The sequence below is a fragment of the Pantoea sp. CFCC18179 genome (assembly GCF_059412405.1).
Map to the genome: position 1 here is coordinate 281069 of NZ_JBNBPM010000003.1, position 24369 is coordinate 305437.

At 49.2% G+C, this 24369-nt stretch carries 21 protein-coding genes and 1 riboswitch; of the genes, 16 read left to right on the top strand and 5 right to left on the bottom strand.

Going from position 1 to position 24369, the window contains the following annotated elements:
• The 3 genes from ACPUC7_RS08955 to ACPUC7_RS08965 all read right to left on the bottom strand — a co-directional run bounded on the left by ACPUC7_RS08955 (window position 1) and on the right by ACPUC7_RS08965 (window position 2870).
• Window positions 1-1563 carry a sensor domain-containing diguanylate cyclase gene (locus ACPUC7_RS08955; protein WP_494922632.1) on the bottom strand — a complete coding sequence of 521 codons (1563 nt, stop codon included), beginning with the start codon at window positions 1561-1563 and terminating at the stop codon, window positions 1-3.
• Window positions 1564-1716: 153 nt separating this feature from the next.
• On the bottom strand, window positions 1717-2550 hold the full coding sequence (locus tag ACPUC7_RS08960; protein WP_494922633.1) for a GIY-YIG nuclease family protein: 834 nt from the start codon (window positions 2548-2550) through the stop codon (window positions 1717-1719).
• Between the two features lie 53 nt (window positions 2551-2603).
• Window positions 2604-2870: a DksA/TraR family C4-type zinc finger protein gene (locus tag ACPUC7_RS08965; protein WP_494922634.1), complete on the bottom strand. Its 267-nt coding sequence runs from the start codon at window positions 2868-2870 to the stop codon at window positions 2604-2606.
• Window positions 2871-2974: 104 nt separating this feature from the next.
• Window positions 2975-3101, top strand: a riboswitch (TPP riboswitch).
• 98 nt (window positions 3102-3199) lie between these two features.
• Between ACPUC7_RS08965 and ACPUC7_RS08970 the strand changes: the two genes are divergently transcribed.
• From ACPUC7_RS08970 to ACPUC7_RS08980, 3 genes are all read left to right on the top strand, one after another.
• Window positions 3200-4282 (top strand): LuxE/PaaK family acyltransferase, encoded by a 1083-nt coding sequence (locus tag ACPUC7_RS08970; RefSeq protein WP_494922635.1) that lies wholly within the window; start codon window positions 3200-3202, stop codon window positions 4280-4282.
• The gene (locus ACPUC7_RS08975) at window positions 4279-5727 is read left to right on the top strand and encodes an acyl-CoA reductase (protein ID WP_494922636.1); all 1449 of its coding nucleotides are present in this window, start codon (window positions 4279-4281) and stop codon (window positions 5725-5727) included. The genes ACPUC7_RS08970 and ACPUC7_RS08975 overlap by 4 nt, the downstream gene beginning before the upstream one ends.
• Window positions 5728-5806: 79 nt before the next feature.
• A complete protein-coding gene (locus ACPUC7_RS08980; RefSeq protein WP_494922637.1) occupies window positions 5807-6574 on the top strand; it encodes a 3-oxoacyl-ACP reductase in 768 nt (255 codons plus the stop codon).
• Window positions 6575-6659: 85 nt separating this feature from the next.
• Here ACPUC7_RS08980 and ACPUC7_RS08985 read toward each other — a convergent pair whose 3' ends face one another.
• On the bottom strand, window positions 6660-6926 hold the full coding sequence (locus ACPUC7_RS08985; protein WP_494922638.1) for a hypothetical protein: 267 nt from the start codon (window positions 6924-6926) through the stop codon (window positions 6660-6662).
• 142 nt (window positions 6927-7068) lie between these two features.
• Between ACPUC7_RS08985 and ACPUC7_RS08990 the strand changes: the two genes are divergently transcribed.
• The 10 genes from ACPUC7_RS08990 (at window position 7069) to ACPUC7_RS09035 (ending at window position 15813) form a co-directional block, all read left to right on the top strand.
• A complete protein-coding gene (locus tag ACPUC7_RS08990) occupies window positions 7069-8310 on the top strand; it encodes a hypothetical protein (protein ID WP_494922639.1) in 1242 nt (413 codons plus the stop codon).
• Between the two features lie 643 nt (window positions 8311-8953).
• Window positions 8954-10555, top strand: a complete 1602-nt coding sequence (locus ACPUC7_RS08995; RefSeq protein ID WP_494922640.1) for a methyl-accepting chemotaxis protein — start codon at window positions 8954-8956, stop codon at window positions 10553-10555.
• A 549-nt stretch (window positions 10556-11104) separates the two neighbouring features.
• Complete coding sequence (locus ACPUC7_RS09000) at window positions 11105-11413, top strand: hypothetical protein (protein ID WP_494922641.1); 309 nt, start codon at window positions 11105-11107, stop codon at window positions 11411-11413.
• A gap of 112 nt (window positions 11414-11525) precedes the next feature.
• Window positions 11526-11903, top strand: coding sequence for a hypothetical protein (locus ACPUC7_RS09005; protein WP_494922642.1), 378 nt, complete (start codon window positions 11526-11528; stop codon window positions 11901-11903).
• A 232-nt stretch (window positions 11904-12135) separates the two neighbouring features.
• Window positions 12136-12387, top strand: a complete 252-nt coding sequence (locus ACPUC7_RS09010) for a hypothetical protein (RefSeq protein ID WP_494922643.1) — start codon at window positions 12136-12138, stop codon at window positions 12385-12387.
• Between the two features lie 54 nt (window positions 12388-12441).
• Window positions 12442-12771 carry a ribonuclease toxin immunity protein CdiI gene (cdiI, locus tag ACPUC7_RS09015; protein WP_494922644.1) on the top strand — a complete coding sequence of 110 codons (330 nt, stop codon included), beginning with the start codon at window positions 12442-12444 and terminating at the stop codon, window positions 12769-12771.
• A 526-nt stretch (window positions 12772-13297) separates the two neighbouring features.
• Entirely contained in the window at window positions 13298-13546 is a 249-nt protein-coding gene (locus ACPUC7_RS09020) for a DUF6966 domain-containing protein (protein ID WP_494922645.1), read from the top strand.
• Window positions 13547-13677: 131 nt separating this feature from the next.
• On the top strand, window positions 13678-13974 hold the full coding sequence (locus ACPUC7_RS09025; RefSeq protein WP_494922646.1) for a barstar family protein: 297 nt from the start codon (window positions 13678-13680) through the stop codon (window positions 13972-13974).
• Between the two features lie 721 nt (window positions 13975-14695).
• Window positions 14696-15319 carry a hypothetical protein gene (locus ACPUC7_RS09030; RefSeq protein ID WP_494922647.1) on the top strand — a complete coding sequence of 208 codons (624 nt, stop codon included), beginning with the start codon at window positions 14696-14698 and terminating at the stop codon, window positions 15317-15319.
• The gene (locus ACPUC7_RS09035; RefSeq protein ID WP_494922648.1) at window positions 15316-15813 is read left to right on the top strand and encodes a surface-adhesin E family protein; all 498 of its coding nucleotides are present in this window, start codon (window positions 15316-15318) and stop codon (window positions 15811-15813) included. The genes ACPUC7_RS09030 and ACPUC7_RS09035 overlap by 4 nt, the downstream gene beginning before the upstream one ends.
• A gap of 15 nt (window positions 15814-15828) precedes the next feature.
• Here ACPUC7_RS09035 and ACPUC7_RS09040 read toward each other — a convergent pair whose 3' ends face one another.
• A complete protein-coding gene (locus ACPUC7_RS09040; protein ID WP_494922649.1) occupies window positions 15829-16749 on the bottom strand; it encodes a LysR family transcriptional regulator in 921 nt (306 codons plus the stop codon).
• Between the two features lie 111 nt (window positions 16750-16860).
• Between ACPUC7_RS09040 and ACPUC7_RS09045 the strand changes: the two genes are divergently transcribed.
• The 3 genes from ACPUC7_RS09045 (at window position 16861) to ACPUC7_RS09055 (ending at window position 24258) form a co-directional block, all read left to right on the top strand.
• Complete coding sequence (locus tag ACPUC7_RS09045) at window positions 16861-18003, top strand: M20 family metallopeptidase (protein ID WP_494922650.1); 1143 nt, start codon at window positions 16861-16863, stop codon at window positions 18001-18003.
• Window positions 17990-19390: a YfcC family protein gene (locus ACPUC7_RS09050; RefSeq protein ID WP_494922651.1), complete on the top strand. Its 1401-nt coding sequence runs from the start codon at window positions 17990-17992 to the stop codon at window positions 19388-19390. The genes ACPUC7_RS09045 and ACPUC7_RS09050 overlap by 14 nt, the downstream gene beginning before the upstream one ends.
• A 302-nt stretch (window positions 19391-19692) precedes the next feature.
• Entirely contained in the window at window positions 19693-24258 is a 4566-nt protein-coding gene (locus ACPUC7_RS09055) for an autotransporter outer membrane beta-barrel domain-containing protein (RefSeq protein WP_494922652.1), read from the top strand.
• Window positions 24259-24369 lie beyond the last annotated feature (111 nt).

The following is a 24369-nucleotide window of genomic DNA, read 5'->3' on the forward strand; positions in this document are numbered from 1 at the left end:
TCAACCCACTTCCTTCCACGCCACCGCACGATTACGTCCGTTGCGCTTGGCTTGATACAACGCTTTATCCGCTTCTTGCTTCAACTGTTCCGCTTCGCCCGTTTTGCCTGACGAGATCAACGTGCTGTATCCGGCGCTGATGGTGACAACGCCGTCGATAATATCTGTGGTGGCATGCGCAATACCGGATGCCTGCACGCTATTCACCGCGCGTTCCGCGACATTCATCGCTTCAAAAATGCGGGTGCAGGGCAGAATGATGGCAAACTCTTCGCCGCCATAACGCGCGACCACGTCGCCGTGATATTTCACGCTCTCCTTCAACGCCTGCCCGACATCCTGTAAACACTCATCGCCCGCCACGTGACCATAGGTATCGTTGTAACGTTTGAAAAAGTCGATATCGATCATCACCAATGACAGCGGTTCGCCGGTTTTTTCCGAACGCAGCAGCGCTTGTTCAAGCAGCGCATCAAACTGGCGGCGATTCGCCAGTCCGGTCAAGCCATCCACCAAGGCTAATGACTGCAAGGTATGATTAATGGTGGTGAGTTCATCGCGCACGTGGGTCAGCTCAATCTGGTTGCGCACGTTGGTCCCCACCTGGCGCAGCACGAAAACGCCCATGCCGGTGATGGTGAGCAACAACGCCACATTCAGCAGCACATTAACCAGGTTATCGGCCAACCAGGCGCGGCGAATGCTGTTGCGGTCATAACCTGCGGTGACGATCAACGGGTAACGCTCAAGACGGGTATAACCAAATACGCGCTCAACCCCATCGAACGCCGAGCGCCAGGTTGCACTGCCGCTGGATGCCGCTTTCAGTTCGGTTTTAAACAGCGGACTGGCCGACAGCGTTCTGCCAATAAAAGTATCGGGGAACGGGCGCACATACAGCGCGGTCGCGTCTGCCAGAATCAAGCCCAACGCATCCTTCTGGCCCAAAGTGAAATAGCTGTAATACTGGCGGAAGTAATCCACTTTAACGGTGGCGAGCGCCACGCCAGCAAAATTACCGGCGCTATCGTTGAGTCGCACGGAAACCGGGATCACCAAATCGCCGGTTGAACGGCTACGAATCACGTGGCTGAGATGAATATCGGTATTGGTATGGGTTTGATGCCAAATGAAATAGTCGCGATCCGCGTTACTGGCGCTGGTGGGCGTAAAGTTGCCCGACGACGCCACCCAATGACCGGCGGTATCGTAGACAAACAGCCCGTGAAGCTGTGGCAATTTGCTCTGCTGATCCTTGATTTGATGCAAAAAAAGCGGCGTCGCAGCGTAATCGTTGCCGTTTTGTCTTAGCTGTCGCACCACATCGGCCAGGGTAATATCGACCTGAAGAAAGGCATCTTCGGCCTGCTTGGCGAGTGACAACGACAAGTTGCGCGCATCTTCCTGTTTTTCCGTCAGTCGTTGCTGCCACGAATTCCACAGCGACCATGCATTAATCACCACCACCAACAGGCTGATCAGAAACAGGAAAACCGCCATGCTTCGGCCAAGCGGCGTTTTTAACAGGCGTGGAGAGCTATCGGGAAGAACACTTTTGCGCATTGGTACTCGGCGTAAATTGGCTGAGGATATGAATTGAAGCTTATATTACAGAATTAGTACCAGCCTAATAAGGTGAGTAAAGGTATAAAAGCAGCATTGCAATCAGGGATGATTCCACAATGCTGCCAAATATCGCATAACGGGGAATGAAACCTAGTTATGGTTATATCCGGTTTGGCGACTTAACAGGATTTGCTTCCAGTGGCTTTCTCGTTCCAACGTTTCCTCTTCAGTGGCATTGGGATCCATCACTTCCAGAATAGAGAAGCGTAATCCCTTAAGCCGCTCAGGTGATGCCTCGCCAAGTTCTTCAATCAAACCGACATTACCGCCATGCACGGTGACGAAATAATAACTCCACCGGCTCCAAAAGCCGCCCGAACCACTTGCTTTCCCGACATAAAGCCTGCCGGTTAGCGTGTCTGTGATGAGATAAACGCCTTTGACATTTTGCAATGCTGTTCGCCAGGTAGGCAAATCATGCCTGATAATAAGTTCGAGTTGTTCCCTTGAGAGAATGAGACTTTTGTAACCCGGAAAATCGCCAAAAGTGAGTTTAACCGCCGTTATCTCGCTAATAGTGAGTTCATTTTGCAGTGTTTCACCATTTAAGTACGAAGTACGACCTTTATAAACCGACTGCACGTACATACGTCCGGCAAATTCATCTGCTGAGGGCACTCTTTCCATTGTGTAGCGATAGAAATCTTGCTGCCACGCCTCATTTCTAGGCTGTTTATCTTCAATGCTAATCACTGCATATGTCCCGGCATAAAGCCATCGCTGAGCATTTTTGGCTTGGATCAGTGATACAACATATCGTCGTGAAAAGTTGCGTTTCGACTGCCAGCTCTGCCATTCATCAAATTCCCCAGCGATGAAAACATCTAAAGGATCGTCATGACCATTGTGCCGAGCCAAATGAATTTTGGTCATTTCAGGATTGAAATCGGGGATCAAGGTCTGCAAATAGTCCATTAAAAGCATGAAGGAACCTTATAAAGAGGAAATATTAATTGGAAATAACTTAGCAAAGGAAATCAACGTAACTGGCTATCTTTACTGCCTCGCCGATTATAACCGCTGCTTACGGCTTGTTGTTTATCAATCTTATTTTGACAGTTCACGCAATACCGCACGCCCGCTAACGCCGCGCGTCGCGCTTGTGGAATCGGCTCACCACATTCATCGCAATATTCGGCACTCTCACCGTGACCTAAATGCTCGCGGGCGCGCGCAACTGCATCATCCACGGTGGCATCAATTTGCTTATGCACCGCACCGTCTTCTGACCAACCGCCTGCCATATCATTGCCTGTAAAGGTTGTTAAGGTGAGTTAACAGTATAGATTACGCACAAAACTCGCCCGCCGCCTGCTTGACACCCGCTCAAGCTCCATCCTAGACTGCCGCTTGTTCCAAGGGGTGCCCGGTTAGCGGGCTGAGATTCTACCGGTCAGCAAAATGTGCTGGCAACGTAGTGACCCTCTGAACCTGATCCGGCTAATACCGGCGTAGGGATGCGGAACTCAAGGCGATCGCTCGTCTTCCCATCTTTGTGCTTTGTAGCGGACAGTTCGCGCTCTGAAGGCGTTGCCTTAGAGCATCTGCGCAATCGCAAAGGTGGCTACGAACGATGACCGAAACCGCAATTATCCAGGCTCTGCTGACATTCATGCAGCGCGACGACGCCTCCGAAGACGATTTCAACACACTCGCGCACGATATCTTCGCCTATCAATTCACCCATAATTTGCCCTATCGACGTTTTGCGATGCAGCGCGGACGCACGCCGCTTACCGTAAAGCATTGGCGCAACATTCCTGCGCTGCCTATTTCCGCCTTTAAAGATCTCACGCTTAGCTGCCATTCGATTGACGACGTTGCCGCGATTTTCATGACCAGCGGCACCACCGGCACGGTAAAAGGCCGCAGCTATCATCCGACGCTGGATGTGTGGCAGTGTTCGATGAGGCTGAACTTCCGCAGCCGCTTTATGGCGGGCACAGATCGTATCCGCATGGGCATTTTGTTTCCGGATACCGCGGCGATGCCGAATTCATCGCTAGCGACCTATCTTGAATTGGCGAGGCAGGAATTTGGCACGGCGGCAAGTGAAGTGCTGGTGGATGAACACGGACTCAACACAACGCGCTTGTTTGCTGCACTTGAACAGGCAGAAGCCAGCGCAGAACCGTACGCGTTGCTGGGAGCCAGTTACAGCTTTGTGCAATTGCTGGATGAAATGCAGCGCCAGCAACGACATTTCAGGCTGCCGCCGGGTAGCCGCATTCTCGACACCGGTGGATTTAAAGGCCAGTCACGCGAAGTGGGCGCTGATGAGTTTTACGCGGCATTAGCGCAACAGCTCGGCGTGCCACGTGCACGTTGCATCAACATGTACGGCATGACCGAACTCAGCTCGCAATTTTATGATGATGGCAACCAGATCTGCCCGCCGGTCAAATCAGGCCCGCACTGGATTCGCACGCGAGTGGTCAATCCACTGACCGGCGATGATGTGCCTGCAGGTGAAATCGGCGTGCTGGTACATCACGATCTCGCGCATTTCAACTCCGTATCGGCACTGTTAACCGAAGATGCTGGCGTGATCGTGCCCGGTGGTTTCCATCTGTTGGGACGCGTAACCGGTGCGGATGCCAAAGGATGTTCGCTGGCGATGGAAGAGTTTCTCGCCGCCACGCAGGTGCAAGCGTGAAAGAGATTGCCGGACATTTACCGGGCATCTCCGCTGATGAAGTGCAATGGCAAACCTTGAGTTTCAGCCAGCGTGGCGCAACGGTCGAGGTGGCGGTGCCTAAGTTGAATGAGCCGCAAATCAAGGCGTTGGCGGCACGTATTCGTGCCAATGCGCGCGCATATCTCAGCCAACTGAGCGTGGCACAAATCATCGCCATTGTTGATGAAGCGGTGATGCGAATACTGGATCGCAGCCATCCGTTGCGCATCAAAGCCGAGAAGCTGTTGCCGATTGTCACCGGCTACGACGCCGAAATGGTGCGACTCGGCTTAACTGGCTACCTCAAAACCTTTCGCCAGCCGCAACTTAAACGCTTTGTGGCCGAAGATTTTGCCAATCCGTTGATGCTGGATGATTTCCAACCACGGCCGAAAGGCGGCTTTGCGCGGGCATTTGGCCCGGAGCTGCTAATGCATATCTGGGCTGGCAACGTACCCGGCTTACCGTTATGGAGTCTGATTTGTGGCCTGCTGGTGAAGGCGGGAACCATCGGCAAATTGCCCGGTAACGAACCACTGATGGCGAGTTGGTTCGCGCAGTTGTTGGCCGAGATCGATCCCAAACTCGGCGAGTGCATTGCGGTGGTGTGGTGGAAGGGCGGCGACGCGCAAACTGAGCCAACCTGGCTAAAACAGGCAGATGTGGTGCTTGCTTACGGCGGCAATAAAACGCTGGCGGCGATTCAGCAGCGATTGCCGATCACCACGCGTTTCCTGCCGCACGGGCACAAAATCAGTTTCGGCATGGTGGCTGGTTCTGCGCTTAACGCGCGACAAGGTGCAGAGTTGGCGCGGCGCGTGGCGTTTGATGTGATGCGTTACGACCAGGCAGGCTGCTATTCGCCGCAGATGGTGTTTGTTGAACGCGGTGGCCAGGTTTCTCCTGATGAATTTGCCCGCTACATCGCCCATGAACTTCATGCGCTGGCGCACAAGCACCCACGACGGGCGTTGGCGATTGAAGAGTTGAACAGCATCGCTGCATGGCGCAATGGTGAGGAAATCCGCGCGTTAGCAGATGATCGCACGCTGTACGGCGATGCGGCAGACGATTGGGATGTGGTTTGCGTATCGCAAGCGGAAGCGCTGGCACCTGGCGCGCTAGGCCGAACGTTGAAAGTGGTGCCGGTTGATTCACTGGAGCAGGTCGTCGATTTGGTGGCGCAACAGCGCCATTTTCTGCAAACTGCGGGGATTGCGGCGGCTCCAGAACAGCTGTTTCGACTCTCTGCGTTATTGGGTAAAGCGGGCGTCACGCGTATCACCGCGTTCGGCAATATGACTTCGCCGGAAGCGGGTTGGCACCATGATGGGCGCTTTAGTTTGCTGGATTTGGTCACCCTCACCGAAATCGAGCATGCCGCCGAAACCGCGGCGGAGCAATTTGCGCCGTATCGCGATTAACGCCCAAGTCACCATAAATGGCGCTGTTTTGTAGGGTCGCCATTTATGGTGACCAATCGGAACTAACATGGATAACGACATGAAATTCGCAAACCAAACCGTATTGGTCACCGGCGCCAGTCGTGGCATCGGCGCCGCGATTGCCAAAGCTTTCGCGGCAGAAGGCGCATTGGTGGTGGTGAACTACCTGCGCAACGCGGAAGCCGCCGCGAACGTGGTGGATGCTTGCCGCGATCTCGGCGGTGATGCGCTGGCTATCGCGGCAGATGTCACCTCGGAATCACAAGTTCGTGCGATGGTCGAACAGATCGTCAACGCTACTGGTCGATTGGATGCCGTGATCAACAATGCATTCGCACCTTACGTTTTCGATACCGACAATCGTCTGCGCTTCTGGGAAACGCCGTGGTCGGATTATCAAGCGCAGTTTGATGGTGCGGTAAAAGCGGCCTACAACGTTTGCCAGGCAGCATTGCCAGTGATGCGCACGCGAGTGCGTGGCAGCATCGTCAATCTGACCAGCGATTTGGTGGCGCGGCCATCGGTGCCTTATCACGATTACATCACCGCCAAAGCGGCGTTGGTCGGTTTTAGCCGCACGCTGGCAACCGAACTCGGCCCGCTGGGGATTCGCGTCAACTGTGTGGCACCGGGATTGGTCTATCCGACGGATGCCAGTCAAGCCACCAAACAGGATGTGCGCAATCTCATCACTGCACAAACCCCACTGCGCCGCATTGCGCGTCCGGAAGATGTTACTGGACCGGTGCTGTTTCTTGCTTCGGATTGGAGCGAATTTGTAACCGGACAAACATTGTATGTTGATGGTGGGTTGGTGATGAGTTGATCTTTTTTGCTTATTAACATGGCTAACTTTATAGGATGTTGACGCTATAAAGTTAGCCATTAATGATTATTCACTTTTCGCTACGTTAGGTTTTCACCAGCGTAAGGTTCTTATTATTAAAAGCCTTTCCCTTGCAGCGGACCTCGCCCGAAATAAACATATTCCCCACGCTGATAAAACCATTCAACTGATCATCGCTGACATCCGATAAATCAGTGTACACCTTGCGGATTTGGTCATTTGTCAGTTCGGCATCACGTGCACGGTTGAGGCTACTCATTCCTTCAACCAAGCGAGCCATGCCGGTGGGTTCACTGATGACATCCTTGATGGTTCCGATGATATTACTCATGTTTTTTGTCTCCTGTAGTAGAGATTCCATGCTACGTGCCGATATGATGAATGAACACCCCCGCTTTTGCAGGCCAAAGCGGGGGGAAGCATTTAAACAAGTTGCAGGGACATAAATTTGTATAAACAGGAGTCGTTGATTAATGGATGAAACAGCAACAAATAAAATAAAAAAAGAGATTAATGATTACGCCAGAATTGAAATGGACAAATTCTTTGTTCATCAGATTATGGTGAGAAGATTCAAGAAGGAGAATACAGCGTCTTTCGAAAAACTGATCTTGATTAGAAAATCAATTGAAGAGATAACCCAGGAAGAATTAGACCAAACATTGTTGTTCGAGCATTTTAATATTGCAGCGATGGATTTATTGCAAAATAAAGGGATGCAGGACTTGTTACGCAATGGTTCACGTGAAAGCTGTAAAGATTTCATTCTAGAAAACATGACCGAAGCCGATGGTATATGGATTACGAGTTCACATGTGTATCGTGATTGTGAATTCTGGCCCGAATTAATAGAGTGCCTAAAGAAATCATTAGCGCTTGTAGAGGATATATTCAAGGAGACAAATGTATTCAGGTTCTACGGATTATACTCCATGACGCTTCAAGTGAATTTTGATGAGTTGCTCAGGTTTGTTGATATATCCGATGATAATCAACTTTTCTATGCTATTGCTGATTTCTATAATAAACCATCCAGATGGTTAGCGTTTCGCTATGATTTCATGTTGTGTAGAACCGAACAAGTTATGAATTACTCATGGTTCAATGATTTAATGCTGAGTCTTTATTGTCTTACTCAAACCGGAGGATTTAATAGGAAGTTTTTCTCAACGAATATAAAGCTTCGGGATGATCAGTATGTACCAACCTACGTTGATGGCGTACTAAGTGAGAACAACATCCATCTATCAATACCTTATGATGAGCTGCCGATTGATATCGATGCCGCTATGGACCTGCTGAAAAGTGCGCTTAAATCACAGCTGATTGAAAAGAAATTTTATCGCTACAATGCTTCTATCGGTGATTTTTGGAGTTCAGATTTTTCAAACAAAAAAACACCAGCACCAATCACTAACAATCGTGGACGCAGCGAAACATTAATCTTTAAATCGGATAAAATTTTTTATCGTTTTACTATTGGTTTATATATGTGGGATCTGGTCAAGGCAAATAAAGCAACGGTTGAAAAAGCGGTCGAATATGCGCTTGCTTTGATTGAAGATTTAGATGACGTTGAGTTTGAATATGATACACAAAGCAATTATCTGGCTAAAAGTTATGAGCGGGTTGCTGCATTAATAAAATTTGACTCGAAAGAGGGTATTGAACTTAGCTTCAACCTGACTAAAAAGCGTGGAGTGCATGTTAAATAATCCCTTAATTACCGCGCTCAAAATCGGCGTTAGTTACCATGGGGAGGCGTAACAATTGTCTTTGCCGCACTCAGCAATCGACGATCATCGCCAACATTAAATTGCAGTTCAATGCCGACCGGAATGCCATCAGGTGTTTGCGCCAGTGGCAGAGTGATGCAGGGTAAACCCACCACGGTGGCGGGTTCGCAGTATTAGCCTCGGCAATCGGTGGATGTCACGCTTAAGTGGCTGCGCACCAAGTCACCATAAATGGCGACCCTACAACAAACTGGCGCTGTTTTCGTAGGGTCGCCATTTATGGTGACCACTAATTGAATACCTTAGTGAGCGGTTTACACCATAAATGGCAACCCTACAACAAACTGGCGCTGTTTTCGTAGGGTCGCCATTTATGGTGACCACTAATTGAATACCTTAGTGAGCGGTTTACACCATAAATGGCAACCCTACGATTGAAACGAATATGCGTTAATGCAGTGCACACGTTTTAAACTTTCGCCCAATTATGTCGATAACATTATCGAACAATTTTCCAACTAATTATTTACCAGCTAAGTATCAAGGCAGCAGGCCAACGTTGTCCAATGTTGAGCCGTAAAAATTAGTTGATTACAGGGTGAATAAAAGGTGAGGCATTTACATGAAAATAACAAACTTAGGCGTGGGAACCCGGCTAGGCGGCGGTTTTTCGCTAGTGCTGCTGCTGATGATCGCCATGGTGATCATCGGCGTCATGTATCTGCGCGGCATGATGCAGGATACGCATACCATCACCAGCAACTATCTGGTGCGTGAACGATTCTCTACTGAATGGTTGTCGATTATTGACACTAATGCCGCGCTTGGATTGGTGGTGATGACATCGCGCGATGAAGGCGTGAAGCAATACGCGACGGAAGAGATGAAGAAAAATTCCGCGCGCGCCAGCGTCGTGCAGAAAAATTTGGTGAGTTTGGTGCTTTCTAAAGAGGGCGAGCAGCTGATGAAAGCGGTAGCGGATGCACGCGAAGTCTATAACTCAACCCGCAAAGAGGTGTTGCAGATCAGCGCGCAAGGCAATGCCGAACAAACCAGCGATGTGATTCGCACCCGCCTGTTTCCAACCATGAAAGCCTATTCTGCTGCCGTGCGGGCAGTGGTTAAAAATCAACAAAACTCGATTGATGAAAGTGGCGTTAACATTCAGCAAGCGGGGATGACAGCGGTGTGGACGCTGATCGGTGTTGGCCTTGCGGCGGTGATGTTGGGCGCGTTGTTGGCGTTAATCATCACCCGTAGCATTGTGGTTCCGCTGCGCTCTGCTGTTCAGGTCGCGCGTGCTGTGGCGACGGGGAATCTGGCGGTTGATGTTCAGGTCAATTCAACAGACCAAATGGGTCAGTTGATGGCGGCGTTACGTGAAATGACCGAAAGCCTGCGCAATACCGTGATGAAAGTACGCAACGGATCAGACAGCATTAACTCCGCCGCCAATGAAATTGCCTTAGGCAATCAGGAGCTTTCATCACGCACTGAGGAGCAAGCTGCCAGCGTTGAACAGACGGCTGCCACGCTGGAGCAATTGACCGCCACCATCAGCAACACCGCCAATCACACGGCATCTGCGCGCCAGTTTGTTTCGGAAGCAACGGTAATTGTCAAAGATAACGGCGCGGTGATGGGCGATGTTACCGCGACGATGCGCGAGATTTTTGAATCCTCATCTAAGATGTCGAACATCATTTCGGTGATTGATGGCATTGCGTTTCAGACCAATATTCTGGCACTGAATGCCGCCGTTGAAGCGGCGCGTGCGGGTGAATCGGGCCGAGGATTTGCAGTTGTTGCCGGCGAAGTGCGCACGCTGGCACAGCGTAGCGCGTCAGCCGCGCGCGAAATTAAAACGCTGATTGATGATTCGGTTTCGCGCATCAATGCTGGCAATGTATTAGTGGATAAAGCGCACAAAGGCATGGCGCATATCGTCAGCAATGTGAACAGCATTGAGCAGCTGATCAATGAGATTGCTCAGGCAACCAGCGAGCAAAACGACGGCATTGCGCAAATCAACATTGCGATGGAGCAGATTGATACCACCACGCAACAAAACGCCGCGCTGGTTGAAGAATCTGCCACTGCGGCGCAGTCGATGGCTGAACACGCAGCGATTATGGCCGATCGCGTAAGTGTCTTCCGACTGAGTGAGTCAGCAAACGTGGATCATCCGATCTCGCTAACACAGCTTAACGCCCAGCACGTTTAACTTCCCAAGATGCTAAAGGGCGAATGGTGCCCTTTAGCAACACATCCCAGCATTAAATCCCTCTCGCAGCCATAGAATGATAATCGCGACGAATCAGAACGAATGGGTTGATATTCTGATTTCTAACGATTCAGCACAGTATCCTAATATATTAATTGCCAGCCTTGCGGTTAATTAAAGCGAAATGCCAGATCATTTGGCTTAAGAGAATATATTTTTTGGTAGAAAGACAAATAACAAACTATTTGATGTTTTTATAATCGATCAGGAACTTTCTGATGGTTAAGGTGATATTCTGAAAAAAAAGAGCTTACACAAAACTTACAATCAATTTCGCTTAAGTCTTATTATGATAGCAAAAATAGGGATATCGCTGGCGCTGTGCGTCGGCCTGCTCACAGCTTCTGCATTTGGCGCACCGTTAAACCCGGGCGACCGTGATTATATTCAGAAGATGAATGTGGTAGTTTCTCAGGGAGTTGACCCGATGGTGATTAAAGAGGACCTGATAACTTAGCGTGTTAATTAATACAACTGAGTGGCATGAAAATGAGTGAAAAACTGAATCAAATCACGTTGGAATGCATCGATCTTAAGAATAGGTTCCTTGTGTCTATAGGATATTCCGGAGGAATCTTGGAGATACAACTTTCTCCAAGCGAAGACGGAGGAACAGATGATGTAAAAATATCATTTGATTGGATCTATTCCTTCCGATTGACGGATGAAGGGGATTTGCTTAAGTTACAAAATGATTTGTGTGGTAAATTAACCCTAGGAATTTATACCTTGAATGACTCTGATTACTTACGTTGGTTTAACGACAAAGCTTCGAAATTCATAGTGATGAGAAACTAAATCATTATCTTATTGTTACTAGCACTGAGATTGTAGAAGTAATATCAACCGTGGGTCCAAGTTTAAAAAAACAAATGACTGAGACCTTTAAATTATTTTGAAAATGGTAACCATGGATAAGAAAACAATTGAGTTCATAAGTATTGTTACTGGGAAATATGAATATTTGAAAAATGACGTTACCAAATGCGTAGAGTATTGGATGCCAGAGGCACCAACTCCGATCTTGTTGTTTTCAGTTGTTGGCAAATCAATTGTTAATCATTTAAGTTTTTTTAATGAAGATGAGAAAACATCTCTTTTCCAACACATTGAAGTGGGTATGACTTCTGACAACGAGGAGCTAGCAATAGCAGTTGCTACGGGACTTATTGAGTCATTAGTCACTGCATCTGATGCAAATGTATCTGTTTGGAAAGAGATTGAATATTACCTTCAGGTTGAGTCAAAGAAACATGCATTGGCATGGAAATATTTTGGCCAGCAATAGTGAATCGCCCCAAGTTTAACAAACACCTCATAGTCATTTAAGATTTTTCAAAGGGGAGGTGATTCTGGCGTTAAGGGTTACTACGAAGATTTGAAAATTGAAACGGTTAGACAGGAAGTTGGTCGCGGTCATTCGATTGTAAGCGTTGCCATAAGTCTTGCTATCACCACACTGCCTCTATGCATGTAAAGGTAGTTACTGGTTGGGCCAAATCATCATCAGGAACGGCAAAATGAAGGAATTATTGAGCGTTTATCAGAAGGAATTAATATTCAAAATATTAAGTAATGGTAGTGTGTATGAACGGTCACTTGCTGAAAAAACAATTTCAGTAGAGCTTACTGCCGATGAAGTTGAAGTTATATGTAATTTAATATCTAATGAATTCATGTTGAATGGTATCACTGAAGATTTTGAGCCCAATAAATATGGAGTTGAGCTTGAAAGTCTATTAAACACTGTCAATAAAACCAGATTGAAATAAATGTATGAATTCTTGGGTAGTAAGGTATCTCCATCCAAATTAAGGTACTAGAAGATGAGGCGCGAATTATTTAGTCAAAATGATGTAGACTCAGGCCTAAGTGTAGTAGTCGTTTCATATTTTGATCGTATGTACGAAGACAATAAGTTCTTAGAAGTAATAGAATTATTATCTAAAAGATGGACTCTAAACGTTGATGGGGCTTATTGTAATTTTCCTGATATGCATAGTTATGATGAAAGCGAACACTTCGAAGATGTTGAGTTTGCCGTTGGTTATCCTCCTTCTGAAGAAGAGACAGTTATAGTCAGTGAAGAAAGCCTTTATCATTACATTCGACTTGCATGTGGAAGATTCGTAGACCTCCATCCCGAAGAATCGTAAAAAATAAAAAAATTATTGATGAAGATGCCAAGTTAATAATGCAATAACTTGCTCGTGTGTTCTTGCTTCAGGCCTGAATTTAGTGGTCTACTAAATTTAGCCACCTGAACAGAAGTGAGATGTTCACCTCAGAAAAACACAGGTGTCATAACTAAAAGAAGAAATCTCAGTGTAAAGTTAAATCGTAAATCCGCTCTGCTGCTTAGAAAATAAGTCTGAAAAAGTCATTCACGGGAAACTTGCTGCTCAAGGTGAAGGGGTAGGCGAAAATAGAGGTGATGTACATGTTAGCTAAATGGTTTCGCGGGGCGACCTACCCAATTGATTCATCAATTGCGATAAAAATGCCTGCTTGCAGTAAGGTATGCCTGTGTGAAGTTGGTACACAAATCGGATTTTACGCGGGTGGAACTCATCAAATTTTCGTACCTAAGCCGTGGTCTATAGCAGGCACCGAAATCATAGAGATAAAACCACTAAAATGACGTCTAATAATAACTGTAAAATAATAGAAAAAATGAATCGTATGGCCGCACTGCTGCAATTAGGCGGCTATAATGATTGGTCGGTAAGTATTAGGCATCTTGCTAATGATTTCGAATCCTACACCACACGCGTCCGTTCAGAGTTTTTGAGTTTATATGGTGGGATGGGGTCGCTAAATGATTTATTGATCTATATAAATGGAAAGGTCAGTATTGATGAAAATGAAGAGTTCGATAAAATAAGATCTGAGCTATATGAAGATTTAAAATGGATTAATAATAATATCTAAATATAGTCTTGCATCGATCTAATACCTTATCCTACAAGATATTGAGGTCGTAAAAGGTTGCTGCATTCAGACGACGGGCTGCTATACATCACGACAGACCATGAAACAGCCACATCTATAGGTAAGTGGAAATGAGTAAAAACGATGTAGTTTTAGATGGGTTAAACATATTTAGCGAATCAGAAGTACACCGTTATTTAGCCGATTTACTGGATTTCGGACCTTATTATGGTTCAAATTTAGACGCTTTATGGGATCGTTTAAGTACAGATGTGGAAAGACCAGTAAAAATAATATGGGTGCATTCGGAATTATCAAAGCAACGTCTTGGGGATAGATTTGATAAAATCATCCAAGTATTCGAGCGGACAAAATATCAAGACATTGATTTTTCATGGGAAGATAAGTTTGATTACATGCTGGAGTAATTCTTGACCTCAGCCTTAGGGCTGATATTTGATGAGGTCAATCGAGAATATTCAGCGTTAAATCGAAGATTAACAAACTGACATTACTAACCGATCGTTGTACTCAATACTGGGGGCAGGTCGCAAGATGCATTCGGCGGTCAGTTCTCTTTCAAAGATGATGGAATATATACTTTTGATCCGGAAGTGGGTGAAAGCCAAAAGCTATGTGACACGCTGTCAGAGTGGTGCGAAGCAATTCTGGATGATTATGATTTTCTAACTGGCCATTCTTTAATGCATAAGTGGCAGGCCATACACGGCAGGATTTTGGAAGGTCAGAAATTGGTACCTACCATTCCTTTTGTCCTTGGGGGGAGTTTTCTGTGGGCAATCTTCGCGCCAAGCAATCGGTAACAGCAATGAGATATAGAGGAAGTATCGCAATTCAGATACGAGATCTGCCTGATGGTGGAACGGTGAAACTTGATATTGATAATTAAAAACCAGGAAGAGTAATTCAGGTAAGTAAATAAAATGGATTAATCATGTCAGTTGAGGAAAAGAATAAGGTTGTTGAGGTTATTTATAAGAAAGTATTAGCTCGTTATGAATTTGTTTATTTTTGATTTTTTTCTTTATTCACGCACACGCTTGGAGAACTTTCGGTAAATGATAAAAAACCTAAAGTTTCATCTTAGCATGCCGATAAAAAAGATGTTTTTTATTATAGGGATATTCAATGCGTAATATTATCTGCACTTTTGGTTTGATTCTGGGTATGACAGGTATCACAACATCTGCTCAAGCTCACACATTGACGCAAAGTCTAACGCGCTGCGACGCGTCGTTCTTCAATGAAATTTATCATCAGCGTACATCAATCAGCCGTGTGGCCCCTTTAACCTTCGATAAGCAACATCATGCCTGGTTCAAAGCACCGCCAAAAGGGAATGGCAAAGTTTGGTTTGCTCAGCCTTTGCGAGAGTTAAACCTAACCCTAACCGGCTATTATCTGCAAACCAGCGACTTAAAAGAGATCAATTACGGTAAATATTACTACTGGGGATTGATTATCAAAGAATCGCCTGAAGCAGTGATGTCCGCGCTTAACCAGTTAAGCTGGAATAAGGCTGGCGATGATTACATTGCTCAAGCGATGATTAAGGCGGATAAAAACAGTGCATGGGAAAAAAATAACCAAGCAGTGTCCGGCATTGCGCCAGAAAAAGGTAGCACTGAGAAACTGTTGATGCTTAGTCAAGGCAAAGAAGGAGCATTATTGCTCTGCTCAATTCAGGGAAATGTCACGCCTGACATGCTTAAATCATTGCGACCTGATTTAACCGATGGGGCAGTAAAATGAAAAAGCTGACAGGATTAGCATTACTGATGCTCACGGGTTGTGCCATGAATAATAAACCTCAGCCGCAAACACCTGAGAAGGCACCACCGGGTTTTGTGAAAATTCTTCAGGATGACAAAATTACCTCCTATGTCGATTTCCGAGTGATTTCAACTTACCAAGGTAATAGTCACTTACGGCGGTTTTATTTAATCAATAACTATGCGCAGCAGACGAAGATTATTGATAATCCACCAATTTACATTGCCAGTTCACGGGCAATAAATGTCATTAACTGTGATAAAAATCAGCGTGCCGTGATGGGAAGAACTTTCTTTTCCAAACCTTTTGCCGAAGGCGAACTTGTTCATACGAGTGCCGAAATAGGGCAGTGGGAATCATTCCAGGCGAACTCTCTTATAGGAATCACCGCTGGGATGATGTGCCTAATTCCAGTTGAGAAACTCAAACCGGAACCCGCAAAAGAGAGCCGCAAGCCATTATTAGATTTGTAATCAAATACGCAGCAATTAAACCGCGCCCGCCGTCCCTTCAAAAAACGCCACCAACAATTGCCACAAATGCTGCGCGGCGGGCGTGAAGCGGTGATCGGCGCTGCGTAATAAGTGGCACTGGCTTTCGCGGGCGATGCGATGCTGAATTGGCACGGCGACTAAGTTCTTAGCGATGAGGTCGTCTTCAACCACTTTGGCGGTCATAAACGCGATGCCCATGCCGGCCTGGCTCAAGGCGATGGCGCTGGAAAACAGATTACAGCTGTAAGCCGGGCTGAATATAAATCCTTCCTGGCTGAACATGGCATTCATATAACTTTGAATGCCAAAATTTTTGTCCATGCCAATCAGCGAATACTCGACCAGTTCGGCCACCTCGATTTGCGGATAATCCGCGATGGGATGTTTACTGTGCACCACCGCGCAGATTGGCCCACGATGAAAACTCAAACACTTCAGGCCGGGCGGGCCAATCGGGCCAAATCCTACCGCCATATCTACGTCACCTTTGGCAATCAGCGACACGGTGGTTTGCATATCGCCCGACAAGATATCGATGAATACGTCGGGATAAGTTTGCGAAAACGGCTGCAAAACATGCCTGACGACTTCATCCACCATGCCTTGACCAACGCGCAATTTAATCGAGCCGCCGCGTTTATGGCGTAGATCTTTTAACTGGCGATCCAACTGGCTGCGGCGCTGATGGGTGTGTGCATAATCTTCAGCTAACAGCTTTCCAGCTTCGGTCAGCACCACATTACGGCCACGACGCTCCAGCAGCGGCAACTGCATCTCACGCGCCAGTTGCGATAACTGACGGCTGATGGCGGCGGGATCAACATCTAAGGCTTCCGCCGCGCGACGAATACCGCCGTAATTGCCCACCTCATAGAGATACCTTATGGATTTTTCTGGATAGAGCAGCATCGCCATAGGTTTTTCCTATCTGTTGATCTGAGGTCAACAATAATAGCCTTTTATCTCCATTTTTTAAGCGCATTTTTATCTCCATACTCGGAGATTCACTATGCGAGGGCAGTACAAATGAAAACTATAAAAAATTACCTGCAACAACATGCCGATGAAATTCTTCTGGATATCAAGGAATTGGTTGCAGCGGAATCTCCATCATTAAACAAAACCGCCGTGGATCGTTGTGGCGAGGTGTTACAAGCGCTGTTTGCCAAACGTCTGGGCGTGGCAGCGGAGATTGATGAGCAGCCGCATTACGGCAATCACCTGAAATTCACGTTGGGCAGCGGTGACGAGCAAACCGTGTTACTCGGACATTTCGATACCGTCTGGGACGAAGGCGAGTTGGTGATGCGCGAAGAAGAGGGCAAGCTTTATGGCCCTGGCGTGCTGGATATGAAGGCCGGTTTAGTGCAAGCCATCTGGGCGGTGCGCGCGTTGCAACAGCACGATTTACTGGCGGGCAAGCGCATCGTGTTTCTCTGCGGCAGCGATGAAGAAGTTGGCAGCCCAAGCTCCAGCGCCTGGTTATCGCAGCACGCCTTGGGATCGAAGCAAGTGCTGGTGGTTGAGCCTGCTGAAGCGGGAACGGGCGCACTGAAAACGGCACGCAAAGGCACCGGACAATATGAAATCACCATCAACGGATTAGCGGCGCACGCCGGGAATAACCCTGAAGAGGGCATCAGCGCGGTCCAGGAAATGGCGCATCAGATCATGTTCTTGCACGGCTTAAATGCGCCAGAGCGCGGCACCACCGTTAACGTGGGAATCGCGCGTGGCGGCAACCGCATCAATGTGGTGGCAGATAAAGCGGTGTTAGGCATTGATACACGCGTCACCAGCGAAGCGGAAGCCGAGCGCATTCACGCTGAAATCAGCCAGATCACGCCACATTTGGCCGGCATCACGCTGGATATCAGCGGCGCACAATCGCGTCCGCCGATGCGTCAAACGCCGGAATCGTTGGTGTTGATGGAGCGTGCGCAGCAAGTTGCCCAGCAGCTGGGTTTCGCCGTGGAAGGCAAAGCGGTTGGTGGCGGCAGCGACGGCAATTTCACCGCCGCATTGGGCATCCCAACTCTGGATGGTTTGGGTGCAACCGGCGCGGGTATTCATGCGCGTCATGAACATATCATCATTGCCGATATTGCCTCACGCGCGGCGTTGGTGGCGGGCCTGATCCTCGGAGGTGATGCGCATGTCTCAGGTTAATGTGGAGAAAAATACTCTGCGCCAAGCGCCAGCAGGGAAAACCGAGCAAAGTCCTTATCTGCTGCTGTTTATTATCCTGGTGCTGGCGGCGGTGGCGACATGGATTATTCCGGCGGGCAAGTTTGATCATGAAACCCGTAATGGCATTACTTTCGCCATCAAGGGAAGTTTGCATGAAGTCGCGCGTTCGGGTGTTTATCCCGGCGAAATCTTTATGGCGATTGTGCAAGGTGTCATCAAAGCTGCGCCGATCATTTTCCTGATTCTGTTTACTGGCGGATTATTAGCGGTTATCGAATCGACCGGTGCTATTGCCACGGCGCTTAATTCACTGTCGCGCAGTACCAAAATTAGTGATACGCGTATTATCATTATTTTTGGTGTGATATTCGCCATTCTTGGTACCACCGGCGTGGTGCAAAACTCGGTAGTGGCGTTTGTGCCGATCGGGTTATTAGTGGCACGCTCGTTAGGTTTATCGCCGATCATTGGTATGGCATTGGTGTATTTAACCTGTGCCGCTGGTTTTAACGTTGCGGTATTAGGTCCAGCCACCACCGGATTAACGCAGCATCTGGCGCAGCTACCGCTGTTTTCTGGCATGTTATTGCGCGGTATTACCTGTTTATTGTTCGTGTTAACGGTGATGATCTATTTAATTATCTCGGTAAAACGTTCACGTAATAACGGCGAACTGCGTGCGGAGCAAACCGCGCAGCCTGATCAATCACTGGCGATTACCGGTCGTCATAAACTGATTCTGATTACCTGCGCGTTAACGCTGATTATATTTATGATTGGCACGGTGCAATTGCATTGGGCCACCAATGAAATGTCGGCGATGTTTATTATCCTGTCGATCATGGTTGGCATTATCGGTCGCATGTCGGGTTCAGCGATTGCCAATACCTTCCTGGCTGGCTGTTCAAACCTGGTAAAAGGCGGCTTTATCGTTGGTATGGCCGGGGCGATCTCCGTGGTGCTGCAACAAGGCAACGTGCTGGATCCGATCGTCGGTTTCTTGTCGGATTTGCTGGCACCGGTTCATCCGGCGATTGCGGCAGTGGGCATGTTTATCAGCGCGGCGTTGATGCATTTCGGCATTTCTTCCGGCTCCGGTGAATCCGCTTTGCTAATCCCGATCTTCTCGCCGTTAGGCGATAACCTCGGTTTAACGCGTCAGGTTACCGTGCAAACGGTGCTGCTGGGTGAAGGTATCGTAAACTCCATCAGTCCAACGTCTGGCGTATTAATGGCCGCCTTGGCGACTGCCAATATCTCTTTTGGCAAATGGATTAAATTCGTTGCGCCGGTGGTGGCGATTTGGTTTGCCATTTGTGTCGTCACCTTATTAATTGGTGTGGCAATCAACTGGGGACCATTCTAATAAATCATAAGAAGCCACTTAAGGGTGGCTTCTTATTTTTGTATGATTGTTAATACGATCAACATCCTTCCCGCTATTTCAGTTCCACGGTTAATTGCACTCACTCCCCGGCCTTTTCTTAAAGTTATCTAATCATCGCTATTTGGCTTAAGTCGCGCTGGAACTGTTCCGCGTAAAGTGATGTTATTGCCGCGTCGCAGAATTTCCTTACGTTCAATTACACAAATTAATATTAGCCAAACCCATTGCTGGCGATGTCTTTACGCATCGCGGCAGCGTTGCACGCTTCTCTGGAGTGAACGATGATGTTTCGATTGCATCCGCTGTTTATTAGCCTGATTACCGCTTACGGGGTGTTTAATCCGCTATCGCCAGTTTGGGCGGCGACACTGCAACCCTTTACGCCGGAATTAAATGACAATCGCGCCGGAGTATTTTGTATTTGTAATGGCTCGACTCAAACATTAAGTGGCAATCAGCGATTTGCGCCCGGTCAGGACGGCGGTGGCACTATTTCCATCGGACAATTGCTCAGCAGCGGCAGAATTATTTCTTATTCCTGGCAAGATTCCGGTCGCGTCGATCTGGGGGCGCAGAATTATGTGATTAACGTGCCGGACGCCAATGGCAGCGGCAATAATAGCGTGCAGGTATATAATTCCGCCGCGATTAGCGCCATTGAAACCAATACCCTGCCGAATTTTTATAACGTCAATAATGGGCAATATATCAATGCGCGCGTGGCGCAGGTCAGCAATGGCACCATCAATGTTGATATCGGGCAGAAGGGCGCAGCGACCACCGCCAGCACCAATGGTTGGTCGATGGCGGCGAAACAGAGCGAGTTATTTACCGCCAGCGGCAGCGGCACCATGAACTGGAACTCCGCTAACCGCATCTCCTTTTTTGGCTCCTACACGCCGTACACCTATCAACTGGGGCAATGGTTCGACAACGTGGTCTCCTGGCGCGGCGCGTTTAGCGTCACTACGCTGGATAACGCCACCACGTCATTTAATGTCTCCAACGTCAGCAGCTTGCAGAACTACAACAATTGGCTGATTGAGCAATTGCAAAACGGCAATCTGGCCGCCGATAGCTACAGCAGCGAGTTCAATAAAGCGCTCTCTCTGCGTAGCGACGTGATCGCATATGTGATCGATGCCGACGAATACTACGACGAAGTGACGCAGCCGATTGGTGAACGCATTGTGTTAAGCGCCGATGGCCCCAATGCCAAGGCAACCATTGGCAGCAGCGGCATTCTGGAAGTGGTGAACGCCAGCAGCGCGGCGATGCGCGCCAGCAATGGCGCGACGGCGGTGATTGACGGCAAGCTGGCCAGCATTGGCAGCAACGCGCTGGAACTGTTGAATGGCAGCAGCGGCACTAACAACGGCGTCATTAACAGCGGCTTTTTCAATAATGCGGATGGCACTGGCGTTGATGCCTCGACCGTTGGCGCGGGCGGCACTGGCGTGTATGCCAACGGTGGCAGCCGTTTCATCAATAATGGCGTGATCAATACCGCGATTAACAGCACTGGCATCCGACTCGAGGATGCCAGCGGTGAAAATAACGGCACCATCAATGTCAAAGGCAAGGGCGCGCTGGGCGTTGCCGTTTCCGGCAGCGAGGCCAATTTTGCCCAGAACGGCAGAATCAATCTGTACGGTGAAAACGCAGTTGGCGTTGATGTGCGTGATGACGCCAGATTAACTATCAGCGATGCCAGTTCGCTGCACTTTTACGCGCCGAATCAGACCGGTTATCAAGCCACCAACTATGCGCACATCGACAGCAACGGCGGCAGTTATGATGTTGCCACGCCGGGTTCGGCGCTGTATCGGCTGAGTGACGGCGTGATCTTCAATCCGGTGGTGGCTGCCGATGTGACGTTGAGCGGCGCTAACACACGCGGCATTGTCGCGTCAGGTGCCGGTTCACGGCTTTACGGCACCACCTTGTACGGCACCGACAGTTATCACGTTAACGGTGAAGGGGCGATTGCGGTTCAGAGCTCGGAGGGTGCAGAGGTTTACATCACCAACCCGATTGAGCTGAACGGCAACAATACGATGGCGGGCACTGGGCAAGGCGGATTCTTTGCCAACGTCGCGCCGATCACCGGCAACGGAACCAACGCCACTGCCTTTGCTATCAGCGACGGCGTGATCTATCAGTCCACGCCGCGCGGCACCATCAATCTCACTGGGCCTAACAGCACTGGCGTGCGTATTCGCGGCGGCGGAAATATCTTCGATGGATCCAGCACCAACATCGCGTCTGGCGTCGCGCTGGATACCGCCGAAGGCAATACCGTTTATTGGACCGATCACAGCGGATTGAGTGCCGGAGGCATCGCGGCGGTGCGCGTTGGCAATAACGGCGGGCTAACGATTAATGGCGATAGCGCGGGACCAAATTTTTACTACAGCACCATCAACGCCAATACGGGTGCAGACACCATTTTGCTGGATAAAGGCGCAACATCGTTAACCGCCAGTCACATCGGACTCTACAATACCGGCGGCGGCACGGTGCTGAATAACCGCGCCGAAACCAGCAATATTTCGCTGCAAGATGTCGGGATGAACACCGATGGCGGCACCTTGATTCGCTCAGCCACCTCATTTGATCCCAACGGCTACATGTTAGGCACGGTGAGTGGCGCAGGCGCGACGGGTTATGTGTTCAGCAACAGAGATGGTTCCACCACCAGCAACGATTTGATCATCCCACAAGGTTACAGCTTCTTTGTGTATGGTCCAGCAACCGGCGTACGTGCTAACACCACCGGGCAGGTGATCGCCAACGGCAACATCATCGTTAACAGTTCCGATGGCGGTTCGGCGATTGTCACCAGCACCGCCAGCGAGGTGATTAACCGCGGCACGATTGTCTCACTTAGCCTGACTTCGCCAATCATCGATCTGCGCGGCGGCAACTCGATATTCATCAACGAAGGCAACGTGACTGCGCCTTTCCCGGAAACCGTGGTGGTCGCGGGCGGCGCCACCAATGACCAGATTGCGCTGGTCGATGGCAACGTGGTGGGCGATGTGAACACCGGCAACGGCACCGACGTGGTCGAACTCACCGGCGGCACCATCGATGGCAGCGTAACGATGGGAACCGGTGCGAATAATGTGGCGACGGTGTCGAACGTGAGTTTGGCAAACACGCGTCACATTACGACCGCAGGCGGCAGCGGCAGCACGCTGAACTTTAATCAGATCGATGCGCGCGGGGGTTCGTTCAGCAACGATGATCTGGCGCGCGGCGTCAACCTCGGAGCGGGCTGGAGCACCATCAACTTTTACAACACGCAATTTACTCTCACCGATAATCTCAAGCTGGCACACAGCACTATCAACGTAGATAGCGGTTCAACGCTGTTGGTCGGCGATCAGGTCAATCCAGTGTTGTCGGGCGAAACCGATGATTCGCTGGTGGTGAACAACGCCGGTACGTTGGATCTCACCAACGGCAGCGGCGCGGCGGGCAACACCTTGACCATCAACGGTGATTTGGCGTCGGCGGGCGGCAAGCTGTCGTTGCGGACGCAGGGCGCGCAAAGCGACACATTACGCGTTAACGGCAACGTAACCGGCACCACGTTTATCAATGATGCGCTGAGCACTGCCACGCCAGCGGATAGCAATAGTGATGGCGTGATCACCGCCAATGAAGGCGTTTCTCTAGTGCAGGTTGCTGGCAGCGCCAGCGCCAATAGCTTTGCGCTGCAACGCGGTTATGTCGCCGCAGGGCCATGGCAATACGGGCTTTACAGCTTTGCGCCTGCCAGTGGCAACAGCAGTTGGGATTATCGTCTGGCGAATAATTTTATTTGTGAAGACGGTACGATTTGTCAGCCGCAAACAGCAGGCAGCGGGGCAGTGCGCCCGGCGCTGATTCCGCAACTACCTTCCTATATTTCAGCGCCAGTAGGATTGGCTTATTACACCCTGGCAACCATTGGCGATTTGCATCAGCGCTTGGGTGAATTGCGCCAGAATCCCGACGGTTCAGCGGAAATGTTCATCCGTTATTCCGGCTCCAATCAGAAGTACAAAACTAATCTCGATACAGCGCATTATGGCTACGACTTTGACCTTGATTACAGCGCGGTGCAGTTCGGCGGCAATCTACTGCGCTTGGACGGCGAGCAAGATAGCCTGCGCGGCGGCCTGGCTTACACACGCGGCAATGCACGTATCCGACCGAATGCGGCGGATGGTTACAGCTCAACCGATTTCGACAGCGACAGCCTGGCGATTTACGGTACCTGGCAGCGCCAAAGTGGTTTCTATCTGGATGGCGCGCTTTCACTCGACTGGCATCGTGGCGACACCGATATTGCGCGGCAGAAAGAAGTCGCGAAGCTGAAAGGTAAAGGCTGGACCGCATCGCTGGAGAGCGGCTATCCGCTGCAACTGGCGAACGGGGTTCGTCTTGAGCCGCAAGCGCAACTGCTGCACCTGCATCTGAAGATGGATGACTTCACCGACGACGATCAAACCAAAGTCTCGTACGACGATTACGATCAAACCATTGGCCGCGTCGGGGCACGTCTGGCGCGTACCTGGCAGGACAGCGGCAGCGGACAATACACGCCGTATCTGCGCACCAACTACTATCGCGGCTGGGGCGGCACGGCGAAAGTCAATGTCGGGGCCAGCAACAGCGACGTCAGCGAAAGTTTCAACAGCGGTAAATTCGGCCAGATGTGGGATGCTGGCATCGGTGGCAATGCGGCTTTCACCAATAATGTCTCGCTGTATGCCGAAGCCAACTATCGCAAGGAAATCGACGGCAACGGCGTGCAAGGCTGGAACTACAACGCAGGTGTGCGCTGGGTGTTTTGATAACGTCTACCCTCACAAGCCCGCCGGTTTAGTTAACGGCGGGCTTTTTTATGCGCTTAAAGCGACGCAAAATTGACAACCTACTATTGGTAAGTTACTACTAGTAACTTA